At 64.2% G+C, this 21,794-nt stretch carries 21 protein-coding genes; 14 read left to right on the forward strand and 7 right to left on the reverse strand.

Translation table 11 applies throughout. The features are described from left to right. Positions 1-78 precede the first annotated feature (78 nt). Genes QMX96_RS10010 through QMX96_RS10020 form a run of 3 tightly spaced genes read left to right on the forward strand, consistent with a single transcriptional unit; the run spans position 79 to position 5,860 of the window. Positions 79-1,236, forward strand: coding sequence for an efflux RND transporter periplasmic adaptor subunit (locus QMX96_RS10010; protein WP_282361697.1), 1,158 nt, complete (start codon positions 79-81; stop codon positions 1,234-1,236). After that, a complete protein-coding gene (locus QMX96_RS10015; protein WP_282361698.1) occupies positions 1,233-4,409 on the forward strand; it encodes a multidrug efflux RND transporter permease subunit in 3,177 nt (1,058 codons plus the stop codon). The genes QMX96_RS10010 and QMX96_RS10015 overlap by 4 nt, the downstream gene beginning before the upstream one ends. Beyond that, on the forward strand, positions 4,406-5,860 hold the full coding sequence (locus QMX96_RS10020; protein ID WP_282361699.1) for a TolC family protein: 1,455 nt from the start codon (positions 4,406-4,408) through the stop codon (positions 5,858-5,860). Before QMX96_RS10015 ends, QMX96_RS10020 begins: the two co-directional genes overlap by 4 nt. Before the next feature lie 65 nt (positions 5,861-5,925). Here QMX96_RS10020 and QMX96_RS10025 read toward each other — a convergent pair whose 3' ends face one another. From QMX96_RS10025 to QMX96_RS10045, 5 genes are all read right to left on the reverse strand, one after another. Further along, a complete protein-coding gene (locus tag QMX96_RS10025; RefSeq protein WP_282361734.1) occupies positions 5,926-8,361 on the reverse strand; it encodes a membrane-bound PQQ-dependent dehydrogenase, glucose/quinate/shikimate family in 2,436 nt (811 codons plus the stop codon). Positions 8,362-9,272: 911 nt separating this feature from the next. Then, on the reverse strand, positions 9,273-9,641 hold the full coding sequence (locus QMX96_RS10030) for a hypothetical protein (RefSeq protein WP_078480310.1): 369 nt from the start codon (positions 9,639-9,641) through the stop codon (positions 9,273-9,275). A 210-nt stretch (positions 9,642-9,851) separates the two neighbouring features. Further along, complete coding sequence (locus tag QMX96_RS10035; protein WP_282361700.1) at positions 9,852-10,856, reverse strand: sensor domain-containing diguanylate cyclase; 1,005 nt, start codon at positions 10,854-10,856, stop codon at positions 9,852-9,854. 208 nt (positions 10,857-11,064) lie between these two features. After that, positions 11,065-11,934, reverse strand: coding sequence for an AraC family transcriptional regulator (locus tag QMX96_RS10040; RefSeq protein WP_088514997.1), 870 nt, complete (start codon positions 11,932-11,934; stop codon positions 11,065-11,067). A gap of 95 nt (positions 11,935-12,029) precedes the next feature. Continuing rightward, entirely contained in the window at positions 12,030-13,427 is a 1,398-nt protein-coding gene (locus QMX96_RS10045) for a PLP-dependent aminotransferase family protein (RefSeq protein ID WP_100632831.1), read from the reverse strand. Between the two features lie 89 nt (positions 13,428-13,516). Here QMX96_RS10045 and QMX96_RS10050 point away from each other — a divergent pair, with 89 nt between their 5' ends. The 4 genes from QMX96_RS10050 to QMX96_RS10065 all read left to right on the forward strand — a co-directional run bounded on the left by QMX96_RS10050 (position 13,517) and on the right by QMX96_RS10065 (position 15,594). After that, the gene (locus QMX96_RS10050) at positions 13,517-13,963 is read left to right on the forward strand and encodes a GNAT family N-acetyltransferase (protein WP_043861403.1); all 447 of its coding nucleotides are present in this window, start codon (positions 13,517-13,519) and stop codon (positions 13,961-13,963) included. Next, entirely contained in the window at positions 13,960-14,580 is a 621-nt protein-coding gene (locus QMX96_RS10055) for an NAD(P)H-dependent oxidoreductase (RefSeq protein WP_282361702.1), read from the forward strand. The genes QMX96_RS10050 and QMX96_RS10055 overlap by 4 nt, the downstream gene beginning before the upstream one ends. A 27-nt stretch (positions 14,581-14,607) precedes the next feature. Beyond that, a complete protein-coding gene (locus QMX96_RS10060) occupies positions 14,608-15,039 on the forward strand; it encodes a carboxymuconolactone decarboxylase family protein (protein WP_043861401.1) in 432 nt (143 codons plus the stop codon). Between the two features lie 69 nt (positions 15,040-15,108). Then, positions 15,109-15,594 (forward strand): ATP-binding protein, encoded by a 486-nt coding sequence (locus tag QMX96_RS10065; RefSeq protein WP_078480319.1) that lies wholly within the window; start codon positions 15,109-15,111, stop codon positions 15,592-15,594. 17 nt (positions 15,595-15,611) lie between these two features. Here QMX96_RS10065 and QMX96_RS10070 read toward each other — a convergent pair whose 3' ends face one another. Further along, complete coding sequence (locus QMX96_RS10070; protein WP_282361703.1) at positions 15,612-16,301, reverse strand: B3/4 domain-containing protein; 690 nt, start codon at positions 16,299-16,301, stop codon at positions 15,612-15,614. Positions 16,302-16,518: 217 nt separating this feature from the next. Here QMX96_RS10070 and QMX96_RS10075 point away from each other — a divergent pair, with 217 nt between their 5' ends. The 7 genes from QMX96_RS10075 (at position 16,519) to QMX96_RS10105 (ending at position 21,061) form a co-directional block, all read left to right on the forward strand. Then, entirely contained in the window at positions 16,519-17,133 is a 615-nt protein-coding gene (locus QMX96_RS10075; RefSeq protein WP_282361704.1) for a hypothetical protein, read from the forward strand. Beyond that, entirely contained in the window at positions 17,126-17,926 is an 801-nt protein-coding gene (locus tag QMX96_RS10080) for an aminoglycoside phosphotransferase family protein (RefSeq protein ID WP_282361705.1), read from the forward strand. The genes QMX96_RS10075 and QMX96_RS10080 overlap by 8 nt, the downstream gene beginning before the upstream one ends. Before the next feature lie 108 nt (positions 17,927-18,034). Then, positions 18,035-18,652: a helix-turn-helix transcriptional regulator gene (locus QMX96_RS10085; protein ID WP_043861396.1), complete on the forward strand. Its 618-nt coding sequence runs from the start codon at positions 18,035-18,037 to the stop codon at positions 18,650-18,652. Positions 18,653-18,677: 25 nt separating this feature from the next. Further along, positions 18,678-19,496, forward strand: a complete 819-nt coding sequence (locus QMX96_RS10090; RefSeq protein WP_043861395.1) for a zinc-ribbon domain-containing protein — start codon at positions 18,678-18,680, stop codon at positions 19,494-19,496. Then, entirely contained in the window at positions 19,493-19,636 is a 144-nt protein-coding gene (locus QMX96_RS10095) for a hypothetical protein (protein ID WP_167400193.1), read from the forward strand. The genes QMX96_RS10090 and QMX96_RS10095 overlap by 4 nt, the downstream gene beginning before the upstream one ends. A gap of 29 nt (positions 19,637-19,665) precedes the next feature. Then, on the forward strand, positions 19,666-20,886 hold the full coding sequence (locus tag QMX96_RS10100; RefSeq protein WP_185061856.1) for a hypothetical protein: 1,221 nt from the start codon (positions 19,666-19,668) through the stop codon (positions 20,884-20,886). A gap of 31 nt (positions 20,887-20,917) precedes the next feature. Next, positions 20,918-21,061: a hypothetical protein gene (locus tag QMX96_RS10105; RefSeq protein ID WP_275726863.1), complete on the forward strand. Its 144-nt coding sequence runs from the start codon at positions 20,918-20,920 to the stop codon at positions 21,059-21,061. 245 nt (positions 21,062-21,306) lie between these two features. On the opposite strand, the gene soxR is transcribed toward QMX96_RS10105, so the two are convergent. Continuing rightward, positions 21,307-21,759 (reverse strand): redox-sensitive transcriptional activator SoxR, encoded by a 453-nt coding sequence (gene soxR, locus QMX96_RS10110; RefSeq protein ID WP_054914623.1) that lies wholly within the window; start codon positions 21,757-21,759, stop codon positions 21,307-21,309. Between the last annotated feature and the right edge of the window lie 35 nt (positions 21,760-21,794).

The raw sequence follows: 21,794 nt of genomic DNA on the forward strand, positions 1-21,794 counted from the left end.
ACGTGGCAAGTCGGATAAGTACGCGAACGTTGCTTTGCCCCCGCAAAGCAGGTCGACACTCGTGCGAAAGGCCATGTGATGAACGTCAAACGCGTAACCCTTTTCACTGCGGCGCTAAGCGTCGCGCTCACCAGCGTCGGGTGCAAGGAGACGGCACCCGCGACTGAACCCGCCAAGCCTCCCAGTGTTCCGGTAGCCGAGGTGATCGTGCGCCCGGTAATGCCCCATGCCGAATTCACCGGGTCGTTGACCGCGATCAAGCGGGTCGAACTGCGCCCGCGGGTGGCCGGCTACATTCAGGCGGTGAGCGTGCCCGAGGGCCGCATGGTAGAGAAGGGCAGCCAGCTCTTTGTCATCGATCCGCGGCCCTTCCAGGCCGCGCTCGACGCCGCCACTGCACGCCTGCAGGAGGCCCGTGCGGCGTGGCTGCTGGCCCAGGCAGACCATGCCCGAGCCCGGCAACTGTATGCGCAAAAGGTCGTTGCGCGGGACCGGCTCGACAGCGCGATTGCGGCGCTCGATGCGGGCCAGGCCCAGGTCGATGCCGCAAAGGCCGCGCTGGACGCTGCAAAGCTCGACCTGAGCTTCACGCGGGTCACCGCACCGATCAGTGGGCGTGTAGGGCAAACCCTGGTCACCGAAGGCAACTACGTCACCAATGGGGTGACGCCACTGACCACCATCGTCTCTGTCGACCCCCTGCATGTGTACTTCGATGTGGACGAGCGCACGTACCTGCGCTCGCTCGCATCAAGCCGGCCTGGCGCGGGCGCGCAGGCGGCGAAGGTGAGTGTGGCGCTGGCCACCGACAAGCAGTACGCGCGGCCCGGCCGCGTCGATTTTCTGGCCAACGTCGCCGATCGCAACACCGGCACGCTGCGTGTTCGCGCGGTGGTCGACAACCCCGACGGGCAGCTGACGCCCGGTTTGTTTGCCAAGGTGAAGCTTGAGACCGGCACGCCACAGGCCAGGGTGCTGATCTCGGACCAATCGATTTCGACCGACCAGGGCAGCCGCTACGTACTGGTAGTGGGCAAGGACGACAAGACCCAGTACCGCCCGGTCGAACTCGGCCCGATGGTGGAGGGCCTGCGCGTGATCGAAAAAGGCCTGCAGCCCGGCGAGCGCATCGTGGTCAAGGGCCTGGTGCGCCCAGACATGCAGGTTACGCCGCAGCCCGCCTCGATCGAGGGTTCGCCCGTCACGGCGCAGCAAACCCTGGGGGCGGCGCAATGACATTCCCGCGCTTCTTCATCGATCGTCCCATTTTTGCCATCGTCCTCTCGATACTGATGATGATTGCCGGCATCGTCGCCTTCTTCCAGCTGCCGCTGAGCGAGTACCCGGCGGTCACGCCGCCGACCGTGCAGGTGACGGCGTCCTATCCGGGGGCCAACCCCCAGGTAATCGCACAGACCGTGGCCGCGCCACTGGAGCAGGCGATTACCGGGGTCGAGGGCATGCTGTACATGGCGTCGCAGTCTGCCACCGATGGCCGGATGGTACTGACCATCACTTTCGCCCAGGGCACCAATGCCGATATTGCCCAGATCCAGGTGCAGAACCGCGTTTCGCGGGTTCTGCCGCGCCTGCCGGCAGAGGTGCAGCACCAGGGCGTGGTCACCCAGAAGACCTCGCCGGACATGCTGATGGTGGTTCACCTGCTGTCTCCCGACAAACGCTACGACCCGCTCTACATGTCCAACTACGCCTACCTTCAGGTGCGCGATGAACTGTCGCGCCTGCCCGGCATCAGCGATGTGCTGGTGTGGGGCGCCGGGGAGTACAGCATGCGGCTGTGGCTCGACCCGGACCTGATCGCCGCGCGCGGGCTCACCGCAGGCGAGGTGATCGAAGCGGTGCGCGAGCAGAACGTGCAGGTGGCGGCGGGATCGGTCGGCCAGGCGCCCAACGCCACCGCCGCGTTCCAGGTAACCGTGAACACCCTGGGGCGGCTGACCGATGAGCAGCAGTTTGGCGACATCATCATTCGCACCGGCGACGACGGTCAGGTCACGCGCCTGCGCGATGTGGCCCGTATCGAGATGGGCGCCGACTCTTACGCACTACGCAGCCTGCTCGATGGCGAACCGGCCGTTGCGCTGCAGATCATCCAGAGCCCGGGCGCCAATGCCCTGGACGTTGCCCAGGCGGTGCGCGAAACCATGCAGCGGCTGGAGGCGAACTTCCCGGCGGGGCTCACCTCGCGCATTGCCTATGACCCCACGGTGTTCGTGCAGGCCTCGCTGGAGTCGGTGGCCATCACCTTGCTGGAGGCGATCATGCTGGTGGTGATCGTGGTGGTGCTGTTTCTGCACAACTGGCGCGCGTCGCTCATCCCGCTGATGGCGGTGCCGGTGTCGCTGGTGGGCACCTTTGCGGTCATGCACCTGATGGGCTTTTCGCTCAACACCCTGTCGTTGTTCGGCCTGGTGCTGTCGATCGGGATCGTGGTGGACGATGCCATCGTGGTGGTGGAGAACGTCGAGCGTCATATCGAGAACGGCGAGGCGTCGGCCCAGGCCGCCAGGCTTGCCATGGACGAGGTGACCGGGCCCATCATCGCGATCACCTCGGTGCTGGCTGCGGTGTTCATCCCCACGGCGTTCCTCAGCGGCCTGCAGGGCGAGTTCTATCGCCAGTTCGCACTCACCATTGCCATCTCGACGATTCTGTCGGCGGTCAATTCGCTGACCCTCAGCCCCGCACTCGCCGGGTTGCTGCTGCAGCCACGCCAGCACGGCAACACCCCCGACCCCCGCAGCCTGCGCGGGCGTGCCCGGCGGTTGCTCGGCACCCTTGGCCGGCCGTTCCAGCGTGCACCGCAGGCCTATGGCAACACGGTGCGCAAGGTGGCCAGGCTCAGCGGCCTGGTGCTTGTGGTGTACGTCGGCCTGCTGGGGTTGACCGCGTTCGGCTTCAATGCCGTGCCACCGGGCTTTGTACCGATGCAGGACAAGTACTACCTGGTGGCTATCGCCCAGTTGCCCAACGCGTCGTCGCTGGACCGCACCGAAGCGGTGGCCAGGCAGATGTCGCAATTGGCCCTGGCCGAGCCGGGCGTCGAAAGCGTGGTGGCGTTCCCGGGGCTTTCGATCAACGGTTTCGTCAATGTGCCCAACGCCGCGGTGATGTTCATCATGCTCGACCCGTTCAAGGAGCGTGCCTCGCCGGACCTGGCTGCAACCGCCATTGCCGGGCGCCTGCAGGCCAGGTTCGCGGGTATTCCCGATGGTTTTCTTGGGGTGTTCCCGCCACCCCCGGTGCCCGGCCTGGGTGCCACCGGCGGCTTCAAGATGCAGGTCGAGGACCGCAGCGGCGCGGGGCTTGAGGCCCTGGTGCAGCACACCCGCATCCTGATGATGAAGGCCACCGAGTCGGGGCAGTTGGCCGGGCTGATGACCAGCCTCGATATCAATGCACCGCAGCTCGACGTGGTCATCGACCGGGCCCAGGTCAAGAGCCAGGGCGTGCGCCTGACCGATGTGTTCGAGGCACTGCAGGTGTACCTGGGCTCGCTGTACGTCAACGACTTCAACCGCTTTGGCCGCACCTACAAGGTCACTGCGCAGGCCGACACGGACCACCGCATGCAGGCCGAAGCCATCGGCCGCCTGCAGGTGCGCAATGCGGCCGGGGCCATGCTGCCGTTGTCGGCGTTTGTCAGCGTTACGCCAAGCTCCGGCCCGGACCGGGTGATTCACTACAACGGCTACCCCTCGGCGGACATTTCGGGGGGCGCGATGCCGGGCGTGAGTTCGGGGCAGGCGGTTGCGCTGATGGAGCGTCTGGCTGGGGAAATGCTGCCTGAAGGCATGACCTTCGAATGGACCGACCTGACCTACCAGCAGAAGCTGGCCGGCGATTCGGCGCTGTTCATCTTCCCGCTGTGTGTGTTGCTGGCCTACCTGATTCTGGCGGCGCAGTACAACAGCTGGCTGCTGCCCCTGGCGGTGCTGCTGATTGTGCCGATGTGCCTGTTGAGCGCGATCATCGGGGTGTGGCTGATGGAGGGCGACAACAACGTGTTCGTGCAGATCGGGCTGATCGTGCTTGTGGGCCTGGCCGCCAAGAACGCGATCCTCATCGTCGAGTTCGCCCGTACCCTGGAAGCGCGGGGGGCGAGTGTGCTGGAGGCGGTTGTGGAGGCATGCCGGTTGCGCCTGCGCCCGATCGTGATGACGTCCCTGGCCTTCGTCGCTGGCGTCGTGCCGCTGGTGCTTGCCAGCGGCGCAGGTGCCGAGATGCGCCAGGCCATGGGGGTGGCGGTGTTTGCCGGCATGCTCGGGGTGACGCTGTTCGGCCTGTTCCTGACCCCGGTTTTCTATGTGGTGATCCGTGGCCTGGCGGCCCGCTTCGAGCGGCACACGCCCACAGCCCAGCCTGCCCTGGAGGAGCGCCGTTCATGAGCCTTTGCTATCGAGCTGTTCTGGCGCCCCTGGCCACCCTCATGCTGCTGGCCGGGTGTGCTGCAGTGGGCCCCGACTACGTTGCGCCGTCGCTGCCGGCAACGCAGCTTCCCGCACGCTTCGATGAGCTGCCTGCCGGGCTTGGCCCCGGCAGCGTCGAGGCCCGGTGGTGGGGTGCCTTTGACGAGCCCGCATTGACCGGGCTGGTGCAGCGGGCGCTTGCCGCCAACCATGACATCGCGATTGCTGCCGTGCGGCTCGAAGAAGCCAGGGCGATGTTGCGCGAAAGCCGCCAGGGTTTCCTTCCGCGTGGCGGCCCTGCGCTCAGCTACGAGAACCGCCGCTGGAGCGAAGTGCAGACACCGGCTGGCCAGTCGCGGCAGAACGAAACCTATCGGGGGGCGGTCGATGCGTCCTGGGAAATCGACCTGTTCGGCCGCGTGCGCCGCTCGGTGGAGGCCGCACGCGCCCAGGCCGGTTCGCGCGAGGCGTTGCTGCGCGGGGTGCAGGCGAGTGTGGCGGCCGAGGTGGCGGCCACCTGGTTCGAGCTGCGGGGCATCGAGGCCGAGTTGGCGGTTGCGGCCGATACCCGCCAAAGCCAGCGCGACAGCCTGAGCATGGTCGAACGCCAGGTGAACGCCGGGGCGGCCACCGAGTTCGACCGGCTGCGGGCCGAAGCCCTGTTGCGCTCGGTCGAGGTGAGCGTGCCCGAGCTGGAGCGTCGGCGTGATGCCTCGGTCAACGCCCTGGCGATCCTGCTGGGCGAGCCGCCGCAGCGGTTCACACCACCGGCCGCCGAGCCTGGGGATCAGGCGCTGGCCCTGCGCACGATCGCCGTCGGTGAGCCCACCGCGTTGCTCTGGAGGCGCTCCGACATTGCCGCGGCAGAACGCGCCCTTGCGGCCGCCACGGCGCAAATCGGGGTCGAGACGGCGGGCCTCTATCCTGAGGTGCAGGTGCAGGGCTCCATCGGTGTGGTCACCGGAAGCCTCGACGGGATGAGTGGCGCGGGCGCGTTGTCGAGCTTTATCGGCCCGATGATTCGCTGGTCGCTGCTGGACACCGGGCGTGTACGTGCCCGGATTGCCGCCAGCGAGGCACGCGCCAGGGAGGCGTTGATCGTTTACGACCAGACGGTATTGCGCGCGTTGCAGGAAACCGATGATGCCTTCAAGGCCCACGGGGCTGCGAGCAGTACCCTGAGGCTGCGATTGCTCGAATCGGCGGCCAACGGCGAGGCGGCGCGGCTTGCCCGGGCGCGGTTCTCGGAGGGCGAGGGCGTCTACCTGGATGTGCTTGAGGCAGAGCGCGCCGATTACGCCAGCCGACGCGCCCTGACCGCCGCACGTACCCGACAACGCCTGGCGGTTGTGGGCATCTACAAGGCGCTGGGTGGTGGCTGGGAAGTCTGCGCGCAGGCCCGGCAGCCGTGCGACGGCGCCTCTCTCTAGCCTTCCATCAGGCAAAAATAATCCCCGAAACCGGGGATTATTTTCATACGGCTTCCACCAGCGTGTTACTGCTGTTCAGTAGCGTCGGGCAACGCATAGGCAATGATGTAGTCGCCCACATCAGGCGAATGGCTCATGCCGCCCGCCGAGATCACCACATACTGCTTGCCGGTCGCCGGCGACTGGTAGATCAGCGGCGCTGCCACTGCACCTACCGGCAGGCGGGCTTTCCACACCTCCTTGCCGGTGGCCGAGTCCAGGGCCCGCAGGTAGTAGTCCTGGGTGCCGGCAAAGAACACTAGCCCCGAGGCGGTCGAGGTAGGGCCGCCCAGCGTCGGCATGCCCAGCGGGATCGGCAGGTGGGTCTTGAGGCCCAGGGGGCCGGTGTCCTGCACGGTGCCCAGCGGTACCTGCCACACCAGTTTCTGGGTGTTCAGGTCGATGGCGCTCATGCTGCCGAACGGCGGGGTGTTGCACGGCACGCCCAGGGGGGATTGCAGGATGTCGATTTTTACCCCGCCATAGATGCCCGCCACTTGTGGGCGAATCGTGCCCATGAAGCCCGGCACCTCATCGGTGGAAACCTTGAACTTGCTGGTGTTTTCCTTGGTGACCAGCGCCATGCGCAGCGGTACGCGCATGTCGTTGACGAACATCATGCCGGTGTTTTCGTCGATGGAGATGCCACCCCAGTTCATGCCACCCAGCAGGCCCGGCCATTCGATGTAGGGCTTTTCGGTCGGCGGGGTGAAGGGGCCCACATACACCGAGTCCTTGAACATGATGCGGCAGTACAGCTGGTCGAAGGTGCTCACGCCCCACATGGACTTCTCGGTCAGGGGCTCGGCACCAATCACCGGCATGCCCACCGAGTGCGGTTGGGTCGGTGCCAGGTGTTCGCCTTCGGCGGCGGGGGATGTGGGTACGGGCAGCTCCTGAACTTCAGTCACCGGCTGGCCGGTGCGGCGGTCCAGCACGAAGATGTTGCCGGTCTTGGTGGTCTGGATCAGCACCGGGGTCTTTTCGCCCTGGGCGTTCTTGATGTCGTACAGCACCGGTTGCGAGGGCAGGTCGTAGTCCCACACATCGTGGTGCACGGTCTGGTACACCCACTTGGCCTTGCCGGTCGAGGCATCGACGGCCACCACGGCCGAGCCGTACTTTTCCTTGGCCTGGTTGCGGTCGCCACCCCAGTAGTCGGGCGGGCCGTTGCCGGTGGGCAGGTACACCAGGTTCAGTGCCTTGTCGTAGGTGGGCACGGTCCACACGTTGGGGGTTTCCAGGGTGAACTGGTGGTCGCTGGCGGTTGCGTCCTGGCCTTCAGGCGCACCGATGTCCCAGGCCCACACCAGCGCACCGGTCAGCACGTCGAAGGCACGCACGGCGCCCGACGGCTCCTTGGCGACGATGTCGCGCACCCAGCCGCCGACCACGGTGAGGTGGCCCATTACCACGGGCAGGGAGGTGGGGTGGTAGCGCTTGCTGTTCTCGGTGGGGCCCATGCCTTTTTTCAGGTCGACATAACCGTTGTCGCCAAAGCTCGGGCACAGGGTGCCGGTGTGTGCGTCCAGGGCAAACAGGCGGGCGTCGACCGACGACACCAGGATGCGCTGGCGGCACTGCTGCTCGCCATACGAGGCCTTGACCTCGGCGCTCAGGCTGTCGTCCTTGTCGATGTCGTGGTAGCCCACGCCGCGGCACGTCACGTGCTCGGCGCTGCGCGCGTGCGGGTCGAACTTCCAGATCGGCTTGCCCGTGTCGGCGTCGAGGGCGGTGATCAGGTTTTCTGGCGTGCATGAATACAGCACGTTGCCGATCTGCAGCGGGGTGTTCTCGTCCACGCCGGCACCGGCGCCCGTGGTTCTGCGGCCGGTGCGGTAGATCCAGGCCACTTGCAGGTCCTTGACGTTCGCCGGGGTGATCTGGCTGAACGGCGCAAAGCGCGTGCCCGAGGCGTTGCGGCCGAAGAACTCCCAGTTTTCCGGCGCGGCGGGGGCTTCGGTTGGCGCAGGCTTGGCGGTAGAGGCGAGCGGGGTGGAGATTGCACCGTGCGGGTAGAACGCCGCCACGAAGGTCGCGATCAGCCCCGCGAACACCGCAAAGCCGAAGCGGTTGGCCAGGCGTCGGGTGCTTGCCGAGGTGCCGGGCAAGGCTGCGCCGACCCACAGGCTGAGGGTCAGGATGATTGCCGGTACCACCAGGCGTGGCAGCAGCTCCCAGTAGCTGAACTGGCCGACTTCGTAGAATGCCCACACACAGGTTGCCAGGGCGATGGCTACCGAAAGGGCGATGCTGGCGCTTTTGCGCAGGAACATCAGCGCTGCCAGCAGCAGGTATGCAACGCCTGCGATCAGGTAGTACGGCGAGCCATCGAGTGCTACCAGTTTGAAGCCGCCGTAGATCATCGCCAGCGATACGAGCAGCACCAGCAGGGCAAACAGCACCCTTGCGGTGGTGCCGAGTGCAAACTTCCGAGTTTGCGGTTGATGGTCATCCGTCATTTTTTTCATACGTTCCGTTAGTCAATGGAAAGTGCACGCAGGCTCTGCGCAGGGGTCAAGGCATTCAGTCGGCAGCGGTAAAGGTCGAACCCGTGGGGTGTGGCGATCAGCGCGCAAGGGCGTGCGCGATCATTCGATACGGGGGGCGCCGAAGGCTCTGGGAAAGGGTGTTGGCGTTGGGGTGGCCTTTGCGGAGTCGGCGCGGTAGGGCTGCCTGAAAACGGTGGCCAGTTTAGGCGGGCGAGGCGGGGCGGATAAATGCTCAAGGTCGAAAAGCATTGTTGGGGAAACAGTAACAATGGGGACGGTCGGTAGGCCGCGTGTGCGGCCCGCGGAACGAAAGGGAGGCAGCTGTACGCGGGTTAGCAGACCAGAGATCAAGGACCCCGGCGCGCATGAATGCGCCCCGCGTACAGTCGCCATGACACCCGACGACAAAGGGTGACGGCCGTAAGCAGGATGGTAGACCGGGACTCCAGGAACCCAGCGCGCACGAATGCGCCCTGCGTACAGCCGTCATAAAACGAAACAGCGGGTGCAAAAAGGTGTCAGCTGAGACGGATGGACGCTTGCACGTCCTAAGGTACTCGGGCTAGCAAACCTGGTTGCTGGATTTACAGCGGCCCAGAAAGGGTAACGGGGCTTGGGTGAGCATTCAAGGTTTTGAATGGGGGGAAGTGGGGGCTTCCATCTCGGCGTTGGTGCACCCGCTGTCCCGACCTATGCTGCGTTCAAGATCAATGGCTTAGGGCGTAAAGAGTGCAATGCGTTTGAATATCGGTGTGAGCCTTCGACCTGATTCTTATAACGAAAGGATGCAGCTATAGCTCGGTAGCCCACCTTTGCAACAGGCCGCCACAACCCAAAGCAGGCATACTAGCTTCTGGATCAGTAGGTAGCCCCCGCCAGTCCTAAAATCGAGACGGCGGTTCATTTCCAGCTTTGATCTGTGAAAAGACATGGTCTGGATCTGCCTGGCACCAATATCTGAACAGAAGGCGAGGTTCGGTATCCCCAAAATACTGACTCAGGAGGCTCTCGGCGGGGATTAACAATTTAGTTTCTGGCCATTGCTGAGCTAAAACACCTATGTGTTTGCCAGACGAACAAATAATCCACGTCGCCTTGCCTCCACTGATGTCAGGCAGGTAACCCATACCTTGGATCGCTTCGAACAAAGCGCGCAGTGTTACTGCAGGATCAAGCCTGATTGATGTCCTGTGACTTTCCAGATCATCCCCTGCATGCACGCTATCCCGATCAATTTGAATGACCAACATGAATGTTCCTTTTTAGCGTTGTGAGATTACTAGAATGCCAGCGTAGGAATGCCAGCTATCTGTCTACAGTCCGCTTATGGCCAATTGCTGCCGTTAACCACCGGCAGCCTTGGGTCCGTTAGCGACGGCCGAAACCGTGTTTGCCCAGTAATCTCGAATCGCACTCGCCGCAGCTATTTCTCCAGCATCACCGTGGCTGCTGATGACCCTCTATGAAGGACGGGCAGTTGTTTGTTCTTCTGCACCTTCAACTGCTGAACAGCCCGACAACCCCTCCAACTGCACATACTCAATGCGGTGCCGTCCGTTGTTTTTAGCCGCATAGAGCTGCTGGTCCACGGCTTTGATGAAGTCTGTAGGCCTGTCCCGTTCGCCTGGCACCACCGAGCCTGCGCCTATGCTGACAGTCAGGCGGTGGTCATGTGGCGATAGCGCATGCACGATGGACTGCTTGTGGATCAACCGCTGGCAGCGCTCAGCCACTTTACGCGCCACCTCGGCATCGGCTTCGGGCAGCAGCACGATAAATTCTTCGCCACCATAGCGAGCCACAAGGTCGCGTGGGCCATCCAACGCCAAACTCAGCGTCTGGGCAATCGCTATCAAACATTTGTCGCCTTGAATATGGCCGTACAAGTCGTTGTACTGCTTGAAAAAATCGACGTCCAGCAACAGCAGCGACAATGGCCGGCGCTCGCGGCGCGCACGTTCCCACTCCAACTCGAAACAGCTGTCGAAGCGACGACGGTTGGCGATATTCGTCAGGCCGTCCTTGAACGAGAGCACCTCCAGCTCTTTCTGCAAACTCAGCAACTGGTCTTCGGTCTTCTTGCGTTCGCTGATGTCGAACATGAAGCCGATCAGTGCTTCGACTTCGCCCCTGTCATTGCGCACCACGTGTACAACGTCGCGGATCCACACATAGCCGTTGTCCTTGGTCAGCGCTCGGTAGTCCGCCTCATGGTCCACGCCAGCCTTGGATTGCGTCACGCAGAAGTTCACCACATGCTCGCGATCTTCTGCATGCATGCGCATTGCCCAGTCTTCCACGCTCACCCAACTTTCAGGGCTCCAGCCCAGCAACGCCTCGATCTGAGGGCCGATGTAGGTGAACTTCATCGAGGCCCAGTCAATCTTCCAGGGAATCGCCTTGGTCGACTCCAGAAGGGTTCTGTACACCTCATTGTCATTGACAAGCTCGCTTGCATCGGACATACACGATAGCCCTCGGAACCCTATGGATAAGCCACTTTAGCAGCCCTGGCAGGGCAAGTACTGCGTACCGAGCCATAGGTCGGTACATGGCGACATGGAAGAGGTTGCGGGCACGCTGAAAGCCCTTCGTATTCTGCCTGGCCGCCAACGGCCGCTCGGCCAGCAACTCACCCACCGAGCGGCAACCCGTTTCACACGCCAGCTTCGCCTATTTCAACGGAACGTAGATATCCGTCTGCCATTGATCCTGCGGTGTTTCGGGAAACACGCTCAGGTAATGGAAGAACAACGGGTGATCCCGAAGCTCTTCGTTACTGGAGGGTAGCCAGTCGCGGTAAAGCGGGTAGATGGATTCTCCGATGTAGTCAGGCGATCCCGTATGGCGAATCACGGCGCAACGCCCTGCCGGGATGACCCGTTCATGCACGCCGAATTCGTTGGGCAGCACGGCCTCGTCTATCTCGCCGCAAATCGCGAACCTGAAGGCCTCTGCGGGCGTGGTATCGGGATTGTCATAGGGGATGCCAAACGAGCGGCTCACGGCCACTGGCGACTGACCGCTCTGCATGCGCCACTGACGAAAACGACTGACGCTTTGACTGACGAGGCCGGGCGCCCCGCAATGTTCAAGCGCCGCCACGCGGGTTTCGGCGAACGTCACGATACGGATCTGCATGGTGATACTCCTGGAAAAGTGAGGGACAACGAAGACCGCATTCCAGACCTGCCAGCTCGGTGCCTTGGCGAACGCACTCGGCGCCATGCCAAAGGCGCGCCTGAACGCCCTTGAAAAGGCCTCGGGGCTTTCGAAGCCAGCACCCAGTGCTGTCTCCAGCACGGACTGACCCGGTGAACCGACCAGTTGATGCGCAGCGCGCCGAAGCCTCATCAACTGCACATACTGTGCAACCGGCACGCCTACATACGCCGTGAATTGCCGGTGAAAATGAAACACCGAGAAGTTGGCGACGCGGCTCAGTGCACTCACCGAGAGATCGCCCTCGAGGCAGGTATCGATATAGGCGAGTACGGCGTCGAACCGTTTTGCGTAGGCATGGCTGTTGCTTGAGTCGGTCACCGAACAAAACCTCCTGAAGATGCGGTGAGCAATAGCATCCGCCTTTGCCCCCTCGTCGTGCCTAGCCGGGTTTGCTCTGATAGGGGTTGCTGCCCCTATGCAAGCCGAGCCAGTTCCCGCGCCACCATCGCCGCCTGCTGCGCACTGGCAACATTGGTAAACCCCATTACCAGCCCGTGCCTGGGCGCACCTGCCAGGTACCACTGCGATAGCGGCTCCACCGCCAGCCCGGCGGCCCGTGCGCGCTTGGCCAGTTTTACATCGTCCACGCCGGGCAAACCGGCTACCAGGTGCATGCCGCCTGCCTGGGTATCGATCAGCAAACGCTCGCCCAACTGCTGCTGCAATGCCTCGATCAGCCATTGCCGGCGCCGGGCGTACAGATTGCGCATCTTGTTCAGGTGCCGCGCAAAGTGGCCTTCGTTGATAAACGCCGCCACGGTGGCCTGCAGCAGGTGAGGGCAGTGGTTGTGCAGCCGGTCGGCCTGGCGGGCGAAGGCCTCGCACTGCTGCGCCGGCACCACCAGGTAGGCCAGACGCAATCCGGGGAACAGCACCTTGCTGAAGGTGCCGGTGTAGAGCACGCGGCCCTGCTGGTCGAGGCTCTTGAGGGCGGGCAGGGGCTTGCCGCGATAACGGTATTCGCTGTCGTAGTCGTCCTCGATGATCCAGCTGCCTTGCCGGTTGGCCCACGCCAGCAGCGCCAGCCGGCGCGGCAGCGACAGCGACACGCCCAGCGGGCTCTGGTGGGTGGGGGTGACCACGGCAAAGCGCGCATCCACCGCGCGGGCGATGCCCTGTTCCACATCCAGGCCCTGGTCGTCCACGCTGACGGGCACCAGCTGCGCGCCGGCTTCCTGCAGGGCGTTGCGGGCCATGAAGTAGCCGGGTTCCTCGAGCCAGCAGCGGTCGCCCGGCTGCATCAGCGTATGGCAAATCAGGTCGAGGCAGGCGCGATAGCCGGCGCACACGAACACCTGCTCGGGGCGGCAGGTGATGCCCCGCGAGATGCCCAGGTAAGTGGCAATCGCCGCCCGTAGCGGTGCGTGGCCGCGTGGGTCCGGGTACACCAGGCTTTCCAGGCCGCCTTGACGCAGTTGCCGGCCGGCCAGCCGCGTCCACAGCTTGCGCGGGAAGGCGTCCAGGGCCGGCAGGCCCATCTGCAAGGGCAGTGGCAGCTCGCCGGAATGGGTGGTCGGGTAGGTGCTGGCGGCCAGGCCATGGCCCAGTTGGGGTGGGGCAACCGGGGTCAGTTGCGGGGTGACCACCGTGCCGGCGGCGCCGCGCGCCATCAGGTAGCCTTCGCCAATCAACAACTGGTAGGCCGCCTCCACGGTGCCCCGCGCCAGGTTCAGCTCGGCGGCCAGGGCGCGAACGGCCGGCACGCGATCACCTGGGCGCAGGCGGCCGTCGGCGATGGATTCGCGAAAGCGCTGGTAGAGCTGGCGATAGATCGGCGCCTGCTGGCTGCGGTCCAGTTCGAAGGAAAGCATCTTGGCCTAGTCGTTTATTCATTTTTCGGCCCTGTAGCTTAAGCCATTGCTTGCTTAAAGTGGGCGCTCTTGAAAAGCGGACGACGACCATGGCCTACACCCTTCAACACCTCGAAAGCCACGCAGCTTTTGAAGCCAGCTTTGAACTGATGCGTGTACTGCGCCCGCACCTCAACGACCTGGCCGACTATGTGGCGCAGCTGCAGCGTCAGTCGGCGCAGGGCTACCGCTTGTTGGCGGCGTGGGAGGGTGAGCAGGTGGTGGGCCTGGCGGGCTACCGCCCGCTGGAAAACCTGTTGTACGGGCGCTTCATCTATGTCGATGACCTGGTGGTAAGCCCCGACCTGCAACGCGGCGGCCTGGGCGCGCAGTTGCTGAGCGCCGTGCGTGACGAGGCGCTGCAGCGCGGTTGCGATCACTTCGTGCTGGATACCGGCCTGCACATGCCGCTGGCCCAGCGCTTCTATTTTCGCCAGGGGCTGCTGGCCCGTGGCATGCACTTCACCCAGAGCCTTAAGCCGGGGAGCCCGCAATGAACAACGTACTGCTGCTCAACGCCAGCCCGCAGGGGCCGGTGTCCCATGCCAATCAACTGGCGCTGGAGCTGGTCGCCACCTTGCGCCGGCGCCACCCCGGGCTGCAACTGATCGAGCGTGATCTGGGCGCGAGCCCGCTGCCCCCGCTCGATACCGATTACGCCCGCGCCCTGACCACCCGCACGCCATTCGACGCACCCACTTTCGCGGTGTCCGAGGCGTTGATCCAGGAACTGGAGCGCAGCGATGTGCTGCTGATTGCAACGCCCATGCACAACTTCATGCTGCCGGCCGCGCTCAAGCTGTGGATCGACTACGTGCTGCGCATTCACCGCACCTTCAGTGCCGGCCCCCAGGGCAAGGTCGGTTTGCTGCGCGACCGCCCGGTGTACGTGCTGGTGGGCTCCGGTGGCATTCACCAGGGCGAGGCGGCGCGCCAACCGGACTTTCTCACGCCGTACCTGCGCCATGTACTCAACACCCTCGGGCTGTTCGACCTGCACTTCACCTACCTGCAGGGCCTGGTAGGCGGCGAGCAGGCGGTGCTTAGCGCAATCGACGCCGGCCGCGCGCGCCTGGCGCTGGAGCCCTTGTTCAACCCACAGGTTTGCGCCTGATCCCTTTCACTTCACTGGAGTTTCACCATGAGCCAACTCAGACTGCCGTTCGCTTCCCTGTCGCCTGAGGCCTACCAAGGCCTGCTCGCCACCAACAACGCACTGGCCGCCAGTTCCCTGGGCCTGCCATTGATCGAACTGGTGTACCTGCGCATTTCGCAGATCAACGGCTGCGCCTTCTGCCTGGGCAAGCATTCGCAAACCCTGCGTGACAGCGAGGTGGCGCAAGCCAAGCTCGATTGCCTGGCCGGCTGGCGCATCAGTGGGCTGTTCAACGAGCGCGAGCGCGCCGCACTGGCCTGGGCCGAGACGCTGACCCATGTCAGCGAAAAGGGCGCACCCGATGCGTTGTACGAGCCCTTGAAAGCCCATTTTTCCGACGTCGAGATTTCCGACCTGACCTTGGCCGTGGCGTTGATGAATGCGTTCAACCGGCTGGCCATCGGCATGAACCTCTGAGCGCGTTCCACTGTTGTGGGTGCTAGCGCCGGCACGGCATCATGGCGGTTCATCAATCAGGACAACGCCATGGTCACCCCGACGCTTCATCTGATGTGCGGCAAGATCGCCTCCGGCAAGTCGACACTGGCCAAGGCCCTGGCAACCGAACACGCGGCGATCTTGCTGAGCGAGGATCACTGGCTCTCCAGGCTGTACCCGCAGCAGATCCACTCGGTGGCCGACTACGTGCGCCTTGCCCGCCAGGTGCGGGCGGTGATGGGGCCGCTGGTTACCGACATGCTCAGGGCGGGCACCAGCGTGGTGCTGGACTTTCCGGCCAACACGCCTGCCGATCGCCAATGGCTGCGCGCCCTGGCCGACGCCGCACAGGTGCCGCACTGCGTTCACTACATCGAGGCAAGCGATGAGACTTGCCGGGCCAGGCTGCACCTTCGCAACGGCCGCGCCGAGCATGAGTTCGCCGCGACCGACGCCGAGTTCGATCTGATCACCAGCCACTTTCGGGTGCCCGACCCCGAGGAGGGGGTCGAGATCAGCGTTCACCGGCTCTGACCCTCGGCGCGCACAACTCAGTAGAGTTCGATCAACTGCCGGTCGATCGTGGCGCCCGGCATCATCTGCAAAAGCCCGGCGCCCAGTTCGTCAGCCGCAGCTTGCAGTGCCTCCAGGGGCATTGCAGGCAGGCTTTCGAGGATGAACCACATCTGTTCTGCATCGGCGTCCAGGCGCGTTCGGGTTCCCTGGCGCCAGTTCCAGCGCCGACACGTCACACCCAGGTCGTCGCGCCAGATCACTTCACCCTTGTCGGGCGATTCGTTGGCGGCGCTGCCGTCCTTGATGGTGTCGAACAGCTCCGTACCGGTGGCAACGGTCAAACGCGGCACACCTATGTAGGCAGCGAAATTCTCGCCGCCGACCGGCACGGCGAACCTGAGGCTGATGGCGTTGTACAGGTCGACAATGGGGTCGATGCTCGGCAGCACGGCGTCGCGCAGCACGCGCTTGCGCAGTGCCTCGGCCGAGCACGGCGTGCGCTGCGGCTTGGCGCCGAACAGCCGGAAGGTGTTTGCCCATGCCGCAAGGTGCGCCTCTGCCCAGTCCGGGGCGCCGGCTGTGACCGCCTCACAGGCCTGCGTCAGGGCGTTGGTCGCCACCTCGGGCCGGGTGATCGGCGTGGCTTTGACGCAGATGCTCATGGCACGGAACCCCGGTGCTATCTCTGCAATCTGCGGGTCAAGAACAGGCACGACAAACGACATGTATTTCTCCAGAAGGCAGGGGGAGCAGAACAGGTGCGCATTCTTGAACGGTGAGCCGTATCAGATCCAATGATTAGGCCTCATGCCTTATCAGTTCTTCTTATCCTGCAGATGGGGTGGTGCACGCACCTGTGTATTGCACACGCTCGGCGGCTTGTATGATGTCGGCCGGTTTTGGGCTTTGCAGCAAGCCCTGTTCAACGGAGTGGCAGTTGCAATGATTGTGGTAGTCGAAGGTATCAGCGCCAGTGGCAAGACCACCTGGTGCACAAGTCACGCCGAGCAACAGTTGATTGCCGAAAACGGGCGTTTTGAGAACGAGCCCGATCGCGCGACAGATCCGCTCGGGGCGGCTGCGTTCTGGGCCGAACGCAACGTCGATCGCTGGCAGGCGGCGCTGGCCATGGAGCAGCGCCGTTCGCGGGCCGTATGCGACAGCGACCCGCTCAAGCTGCATTACATCTGGAGCCTGTGGCAGATCGGCGAGGCCAGTGAGCGCGACTGGCAGGTGGAACTGGACGCCACCCGGCAGACCTTCGCGCAAGGGCGCATCGGCTTTGCCGACGCCTACCTGGTTGCGCGCATCGACCCACAGCTGGCACGGGAGCGGGCCCGGGCCGACAGCACGCGTCGGCGCAGCAGGTTCGAGCTGCACGTGCGCCTGCAGGAAGCAGTGCTGAACTGGTACGGCGCCATCAAGCAGGTGCTGCCCGGCAGGGTGCAATTCGGTTTGCCCGCGCAGTTGCCCACGTTGCAGAGCCTGGAAGGGCGCTATGCGCTGGAGGCCTTTGACCAGATGATCGCCTCGCTACCCAGGCCACGGCATGTTTGACGACTATCTCAAGCGCTGGCAACTGACTGTCGATGGCGAGCCGTTCGACTCGCTGAACGGCACCCTGCTGCCGGTGCGCCAGCAGGGCAGGCCAGCCATGCTGAAGATTTCACACGTTGCCGAAGAACAGGCGGGCAGCCTGCTCATGGCGTGGTGGCAGGGCGAGGGGGCAGCGCCGGTACTGGCTCACGACGGTCAAGCCCTTCTTATGGTGCGCGCGCAAGGTACGGATGCACTGACGCAGATGGTCAAGGACGGGCACGACGAGCAGGCCACGCGCATTCTTTGCGCGGTTGCCGCCCGCCTGCACGCACCGCGCGCCACGCCCATGCCCGCCCTGGTGCCACTGGAGCAGTGGTTCGAGGGGTTGTGGCACGGGGCCGACAGGCACGGCGGTCTTCTGCAGCACTGCGCCAGCACCGCCCGCGAACTGCTGGCTACGCCGCGCGATGTGGGGGTACTGCATGGCGACATCCACCACGGCAACGTGCTCGATTTCGGCGCAGCCGGCTGGCTCGCCATCGACCCCAAGGGGCTGTATGGCGAGCGGGGCTTCGATTACGCGAACATTTTCTGCAATCCTGATGGTGAGCAGGCGCTGGTACCGGGGCGCTTCGCGCACCGGGTCGAGATCGTCGCCAAGGCCGCCGGCATGGAACCTCGCCGGTTGTTGCAGTGGGTGCTCGCGTGGTCGGGCCTGTCGGTCAGCTGGCTGCTCGAAGACCATCAACCGCCGGGCAGCACCCTTGAGGTGGCGAAACTGGCCGCAGCGGGGCTTGATTATATGGAGTGACTGCGCTCCATATGGAACGATTGATGGAGCGCTGTCGCTCCGTTTGCGGTTGATATGGCACATTGCCATGGGTAGTCTTGCCGTCATCGCCACACGCAAGAGGCCCCCATGAACAGTCCTGTCTCCGTACCACCGAAAAGTTTGGGAGCGCACTTCAGTGACAACCTCAGCGCGGTACTTGCCATCGGTGGCAAGCAGCGCGAGGACGGCCGGCCAGGCCCTGTCACTGCCGCCTGCATTCAACGCGAAACCGGCATCGCTCGCAGCACGCTGAGGGCATTGAAGTCACCCCGCGAACAGCTCGACCCCAACCCGGACCTGCACACGCTCAGCCGCATTGCCGATGCACTGGGGGTACCCCCTGCGTTCCTGCTGATGCGCCCGCAAGACTGGCTGGCGCTGGGGCAGGCGGTGGGTGGCAGCCGCGATTACCTGGCGGCAGCAGTCAAGCTGCAGAGCGAAGGCAAGCTCGAGCAGGGCAACCCGGTCGAGAAGGTGCTGCGCGAATGCAAGGTGCATCCCGACGTGCGTCCCATCGGCGTGGGTGCGTCGCCCGAAGTCAGCCGTGTCAATGCCCGTGACGAATGGCGCCGGCGCAGTTGCCTGAAACTGGACGCACTGATGCTGCGCCAGGTGCGCTCCGACCAGCCCCGGGCCTGGCTGACAGCCATTGCGGGGGCCTTCGTCAGCCGCAGCACCCCGCATGCCCCGACCATCATCGACTGACCCCTGGTCATCAAAGGAACCCCCCATGTCAATGATTCAAGATGCCGACCTGGCAGACGTAATGATGAGCGCGAGCAGCGACGATATCGGGCTGCTCATCGATGTGATCACCGACAGCGGCAAGGGACGCATCTCGTTGTCGTCCTCGGTCTGCCGCCAGTTGAGCGCTGCCAAGGAGCGTGAGATCACCGACCTTGATCGCGGCCTGGTGGTCGAGGAACTCACGCGCTTTGGCGGCAACTCGCTGATGAACGTGTTTCGCGGCGGCAGCGGCGTGCCCTACAAGGAACTGCTCACCGACGTGGCCTCTCACGTCGGGGTTGCCAAGAGCGGCCTCGGAGACTGCGCCAGTATGGAGATGGCGATCATCGCCAAGGTGGTCGAGCAGTCGGTGGGGCGCATGAGCGAGGACGACAAGAAGACCTTCTTCGAATCGGTCGGGGCGGGTTACCGGCCGGGCATGGGGCCCACTGCACTGGCAAGCTTGATCGCCAGCCTCAGCGCCTCCGGGCTGACCTCCTACCGCCTGGCCGCGGTAGTGGCCAGCGCGACCATGAGCAGCCTGGTGGGACGTGGCGTGATGCTGGCAGGCAGTGCGGGCCTGGGCAGGGGGCTGGCCGTGCTCGCAGGCCCGGTCGGCTGGGCCATCACGGGTCTGTGGACCGCGTTCGACCTGGCCAGCCCGGCCTACCGCGTAACCGTGCCCTGCGTTATCCAGATCGGCCATATGCGCCAGAAAATGCTGGTTGCCAAGATGTGCCCCGCCTGCGGTACAGCGGTTGAGGCATCGAGCCGGTTCTGCGGCCACTGCGGCGTACGCCTGGGTGAAAGGGGGCTGGCATGAACACCACGATCTCGCCGCTCGAATTTCTGCTGACCAATGCCATCTGCGTTGCTGCCGGTGCCGTTACCGTACTGGCATTGCAATGGGCGGGCAGGGCGGCCTACCGCAGCGGGCAGCGCAATGCGCAAGACCCCGTGTAACCCTGGCCTGTCGATTACAAGGAACGATCATGTATAGGAATGAACACGCGGCCCGGGTGGTCGCCCTGACCCAGAAGACCGCATCGATCAACCTGGATATCCAGAAGTTGACCCTCGACATGCAGTGGTACGACGCATTCGACTGCGAGCACGCCAGCGCTCAACTGGCCCAGCGCAACCGCATCACCCTGGATATCAAGCAACGGCTCAATCAGCTCAGCGCCACCCTGCAGAGCACCAGCCAGAGCAAGCAGGCCTGCCAGGGCGTGGCCGGTGGCTGGCTGTCGGGCCTGTGGCGCTCCACCGAGCAGAAGGTGGCGCAGCACCAGGCCAGTGAACTGGACAAGCGCCTTGCGATGCTTGAGCTGTCGCGCAAGGAGGCCCAGGCCGAGCTGGCCAGCCATGAGCCCGAAGAGCGCCGGCTGGCGGCGAACTTGCGCCGGTATCGCCAGTTCAATCCGCTGGAAGCAACGGCCACCATCGCCGGCTTGAACGAGGAACTGGCGCACCTGCACCAGTTGATCGAGCATACCCGCAGTGCCAGCGAAAAATGGGAAGCCATGGCCGGCGACGTGTCGCGCCAATGGGAACGCCAGCAGCGCCAACTGCAGCAGATCGACAACGACATCGCCAAGGCGCAAGGGTTTGAGTGGGCGCTCTCGAATGCGTCGAGCGGCAGGGAAAAAGCGCTCATACATCAAGAGTGCGAGAGCTTCTTCGAAAACAGCAAGCCGGGCATGGTACTGAGCGGGTTGAATGCCAAGCGGCGCAAGCTCGAGCGGGATATCGAGAAAATCCAGGAACGCCTGCGCGACATCACACGGCTGATGGAAAACCACATCGAAACGCTCATCCTCGATGGCAACAACCTGTGCTACCTGCCTTCGGAGAACGGCAAGGGCACCTTCATCGGGCTTGGTGCACTGATTGCCTTGGTGCCGGTCCTGTGCCAGGGGTACAAGGTGACGGTGATATTCGACCCGGGCATCTATGCACGGGTGTCGAGCAACCATGCCGGGCTTCAGGCGCTGTTCCCCGGGGCCAAGGTGGTGGTGATGCCCCGCGATGTGAAAGCGGACGAGGCCCTGCTGGCCGCTGCCGAGTTCGACCAGGCCGCCTACATCGTCAGCAATGACCGGTTCGCCGACTACGCGGAAAAATCCGCGGTCAAGGAGCGACGCGTGTTGACCCACCTGATCCACCCGCATTCGGTACAGATCCAGCAGTTGCAGGTCAACGTGCCTTACTGACCTGGCTGGGCTCAAGCGGTAGCTCAACCACATGCGTGCAGGTGGGCTGCTGCTGGCCGACGATCGTGCGCGGTGCATCAGCCAGATCGCGTTCGCAGGTTTGCTGGCGCTGCGCGCCAGTTCGCGGGGCAAGGCCCGCTCCTACGCCCTTCGGGCAGAAGCCACAGGGCTGTAGGAGCCAGCATTGCTGGCGAACGAGCGCGAAGCGGTCGTAGAACCTGCGTGCACGGTGCATCAGCCAGATCGCGTTCGCAGGTTTTGCTGGCGCTGCGCGCCAGTTCGCGGGGCAAGGCCCGCTCCTACGCCCTCCGGGCAGAAGCCACACGGCTGTAGGAGCCAGCATTGCTGGCGAACGAGCGCGAAGCGGTCGCAGAACCTGCGTGCACGGTGCATCAGCCAGACCACCCGCAACCCTCGCGCCTAACCCTCGGCAGCCCCTTCCAGAATCCTCGGCCCCGGTCCATCCTGCCCCAGCGCATCCCCCGGGTTGCGCAACGGGCAATCATCCAGCGACAGGCAGCCACAACCGATGCAGTTGTCCAGGCTATCCCTCAATGCCTCCAGCGTCCGGATGCGCGCATTCAGGTTCTCGCGCCAGGCCGATGACATCTCACCCCACTGCGCCGCCGTCAATTTGCTGTTGGGCGGGTAGCGGCTCATCGCATGCTTGATCTCTTCCAGCGGAATCCCGGTGCGCTGCGCCACCTTGATGATCGCGATGCTGCGCAGCACCAACGCCGGAAACCGCCGCTGGTTGCCGGCATTGCGCGTGCTGGCGATCAACCCCTTGGACTCGTAGAAGTGCAAGGTGGAAATCGGCACGCCACTGCGTCTGGCCACCTCGCCGATGGTGAGCGAGCGCGCACCATCCATCGTCTTTTCTGCCGCCACGTGTGTTGACCTCAAGT

It is taken from the genome of Pseudomonas sp. PS01300 (assembly GCF_029960155.1).
GTDB lineage: Bacteria > Pseudomonadota > Gammaproteobacteria > Pseudomonadales > Pseudomonadaceae > Aquipseudomonas > Aquipseudomonas palmensis.

What these genes read in the sequence shown, in the direction of transcription:
- QMX96_RS10085 (WP_043861396.1), top strand. Translation starts at nt 18,035, where the DNA reads ATGAACAGTCCTGTCTCCGTACCACCGAAAAGTTTGGGAGCGCACTTC.
- QMX96_RS10065 (WP_078480319.1), top strand. Translation starts at nt 15,109, where the DNA reads ATGGTCACCCCGACGCTTCATCTGATGTGCGGCAAGATCGCCTCCGGC.
- QMX96_RS10080 (WP_282361705.1), top strand. Translation starts at nt 17,126, where the DNA reads ATGTTTGACGACTATCTCAAGCGCTGGCAACTGACTGTCGATGGCGAG.
- QMX96_RS10100 (WP_185061856.1), top strand. Translation starts at nt 19,666, where the DNA reads ATGTATAGGAATGAACACGCGGCCCGGGTGGTCGCCCTGACCCAGAAG.
- QMX96_RS10090 (WP_043861395.1), top strand. Translation starts at nt 18,678, where the DNA reads ATGTCAATGATTCAAGATGCCGACCTGGCAGACGTAATGATGAGCGCG.
- QMX96_RS10030 (WP_078480310.1), bottom strand. Translation starts at nt 9,641, where the DNA reads ATGTTGGTCATTCAAATTGATCGGGATAGCGTGCATGCAGGGGATGAT.
- QMX96_RS10105 (WP_275726863.1), top strand. Translation starts at nt 20,918, where the DNA reads ATGCGTGCAGGTGGGCTGCTGCTGGCCGACGATCGTGCGCGGTGCATC.
- QMX96_RS10020 (WP_282361699.1), top strand. Translation starts at nt 4,406, where the DNA reads ATGAGCCTTTGCTATCGAGCTGTTCTGGCGCCCCTGGCCACCCTCATG.
- soxR (WP_054914623.1), bottom strand. Translation starts at nt 21,759, where the DNA reads ATGGATGGTGCGCGCTCGCTCACCATCGGCGAGGTGGCCAGACGCAGT.
- QMX96_RS10055 (WP_282361702.1), top strand. Translation starts at nt 13,960, where the DNA reads ATGAACAACGTACTGCTGCTCAACGCCAGCCCGCAGGGGCCGGTGTCC.
- QMX96_RS10050 (WP_043861403.1), top strand. Translation starts at nt 13,517, where the DNA reads ATGGCCTACACCCTTCAACACCTCGAAAGCCACGCAGCTTTTGAAGCC.
- QMX96_RS10015 (WP_282361698.1), top strand. Translation starts at nt 1,233, where the DNA reads ATGACATTCCCGCGCTTCTTCATCGATCGTCCCATTTTTGCCATCGTC.
- QMX96_RS10035 (WP_282361700.1), bottom strand. Translation starts at nt 10,856, where the DNA reads ATGTCCGATGCAAGCGAGCTTGTCAATGACAATGAGGTGTACAGAACC.
- QMX96_RS10060 (WP_043861401.1), top strand. Translation starts at nt 14,608, where the DNA reads ATGAGCCAACTCAGACTGCCGTTCGCTTCCCTGTCGCCTGAGGCCTAC.
- QMX96_RS10095 (WP_167400193.1), top strand. Translation starts at nt 19,493, where the DNA reads ATGAACACCACGATCTCGCCGCTCGAATTTCTGCTGACCAATGCCATC.
- QMX96_RS10075 (WP_282361704.1), top strand. Translation starts at nt 16,519, where the DNA reads ATGATTGTGGTAGTCGAAGGTATCAGCGCCAGTGGCAAGACCACCTGG.
- QMX96_RS10045 (WP_100632831.1), bottom strand. Translation starts at nt 13,427, where the DNA reads ATGCTTTCCTTCGAACTGGACCGCAGCCAGCAGGCGCCGATCTATCGC.
- QMX96_RS10025 (WP_282361734.1), bottom strand. Translation starts at nt 8,361, where the DNA reads ATGACGGATGACCATCAACCGCAAACTCGGAAGTTTGCACTCGGCACC.
- QMX96_RS10070 (WP_282361703.1), bottom strand. Translation starts at nt 16,301, where the DNA reads ATGTCGTTTGTCGTGCCTGTTCTTGACCCGCAGATTGCAGAGATAGCA.
- QMX96_RS10010 (WP_282361697.1), top strand. Translation starts at nt 79, where the DNA reads ATGAACGTCAAACGCGTAACCCTTTTCACTGCGGCGCTAAGCGTCGCG.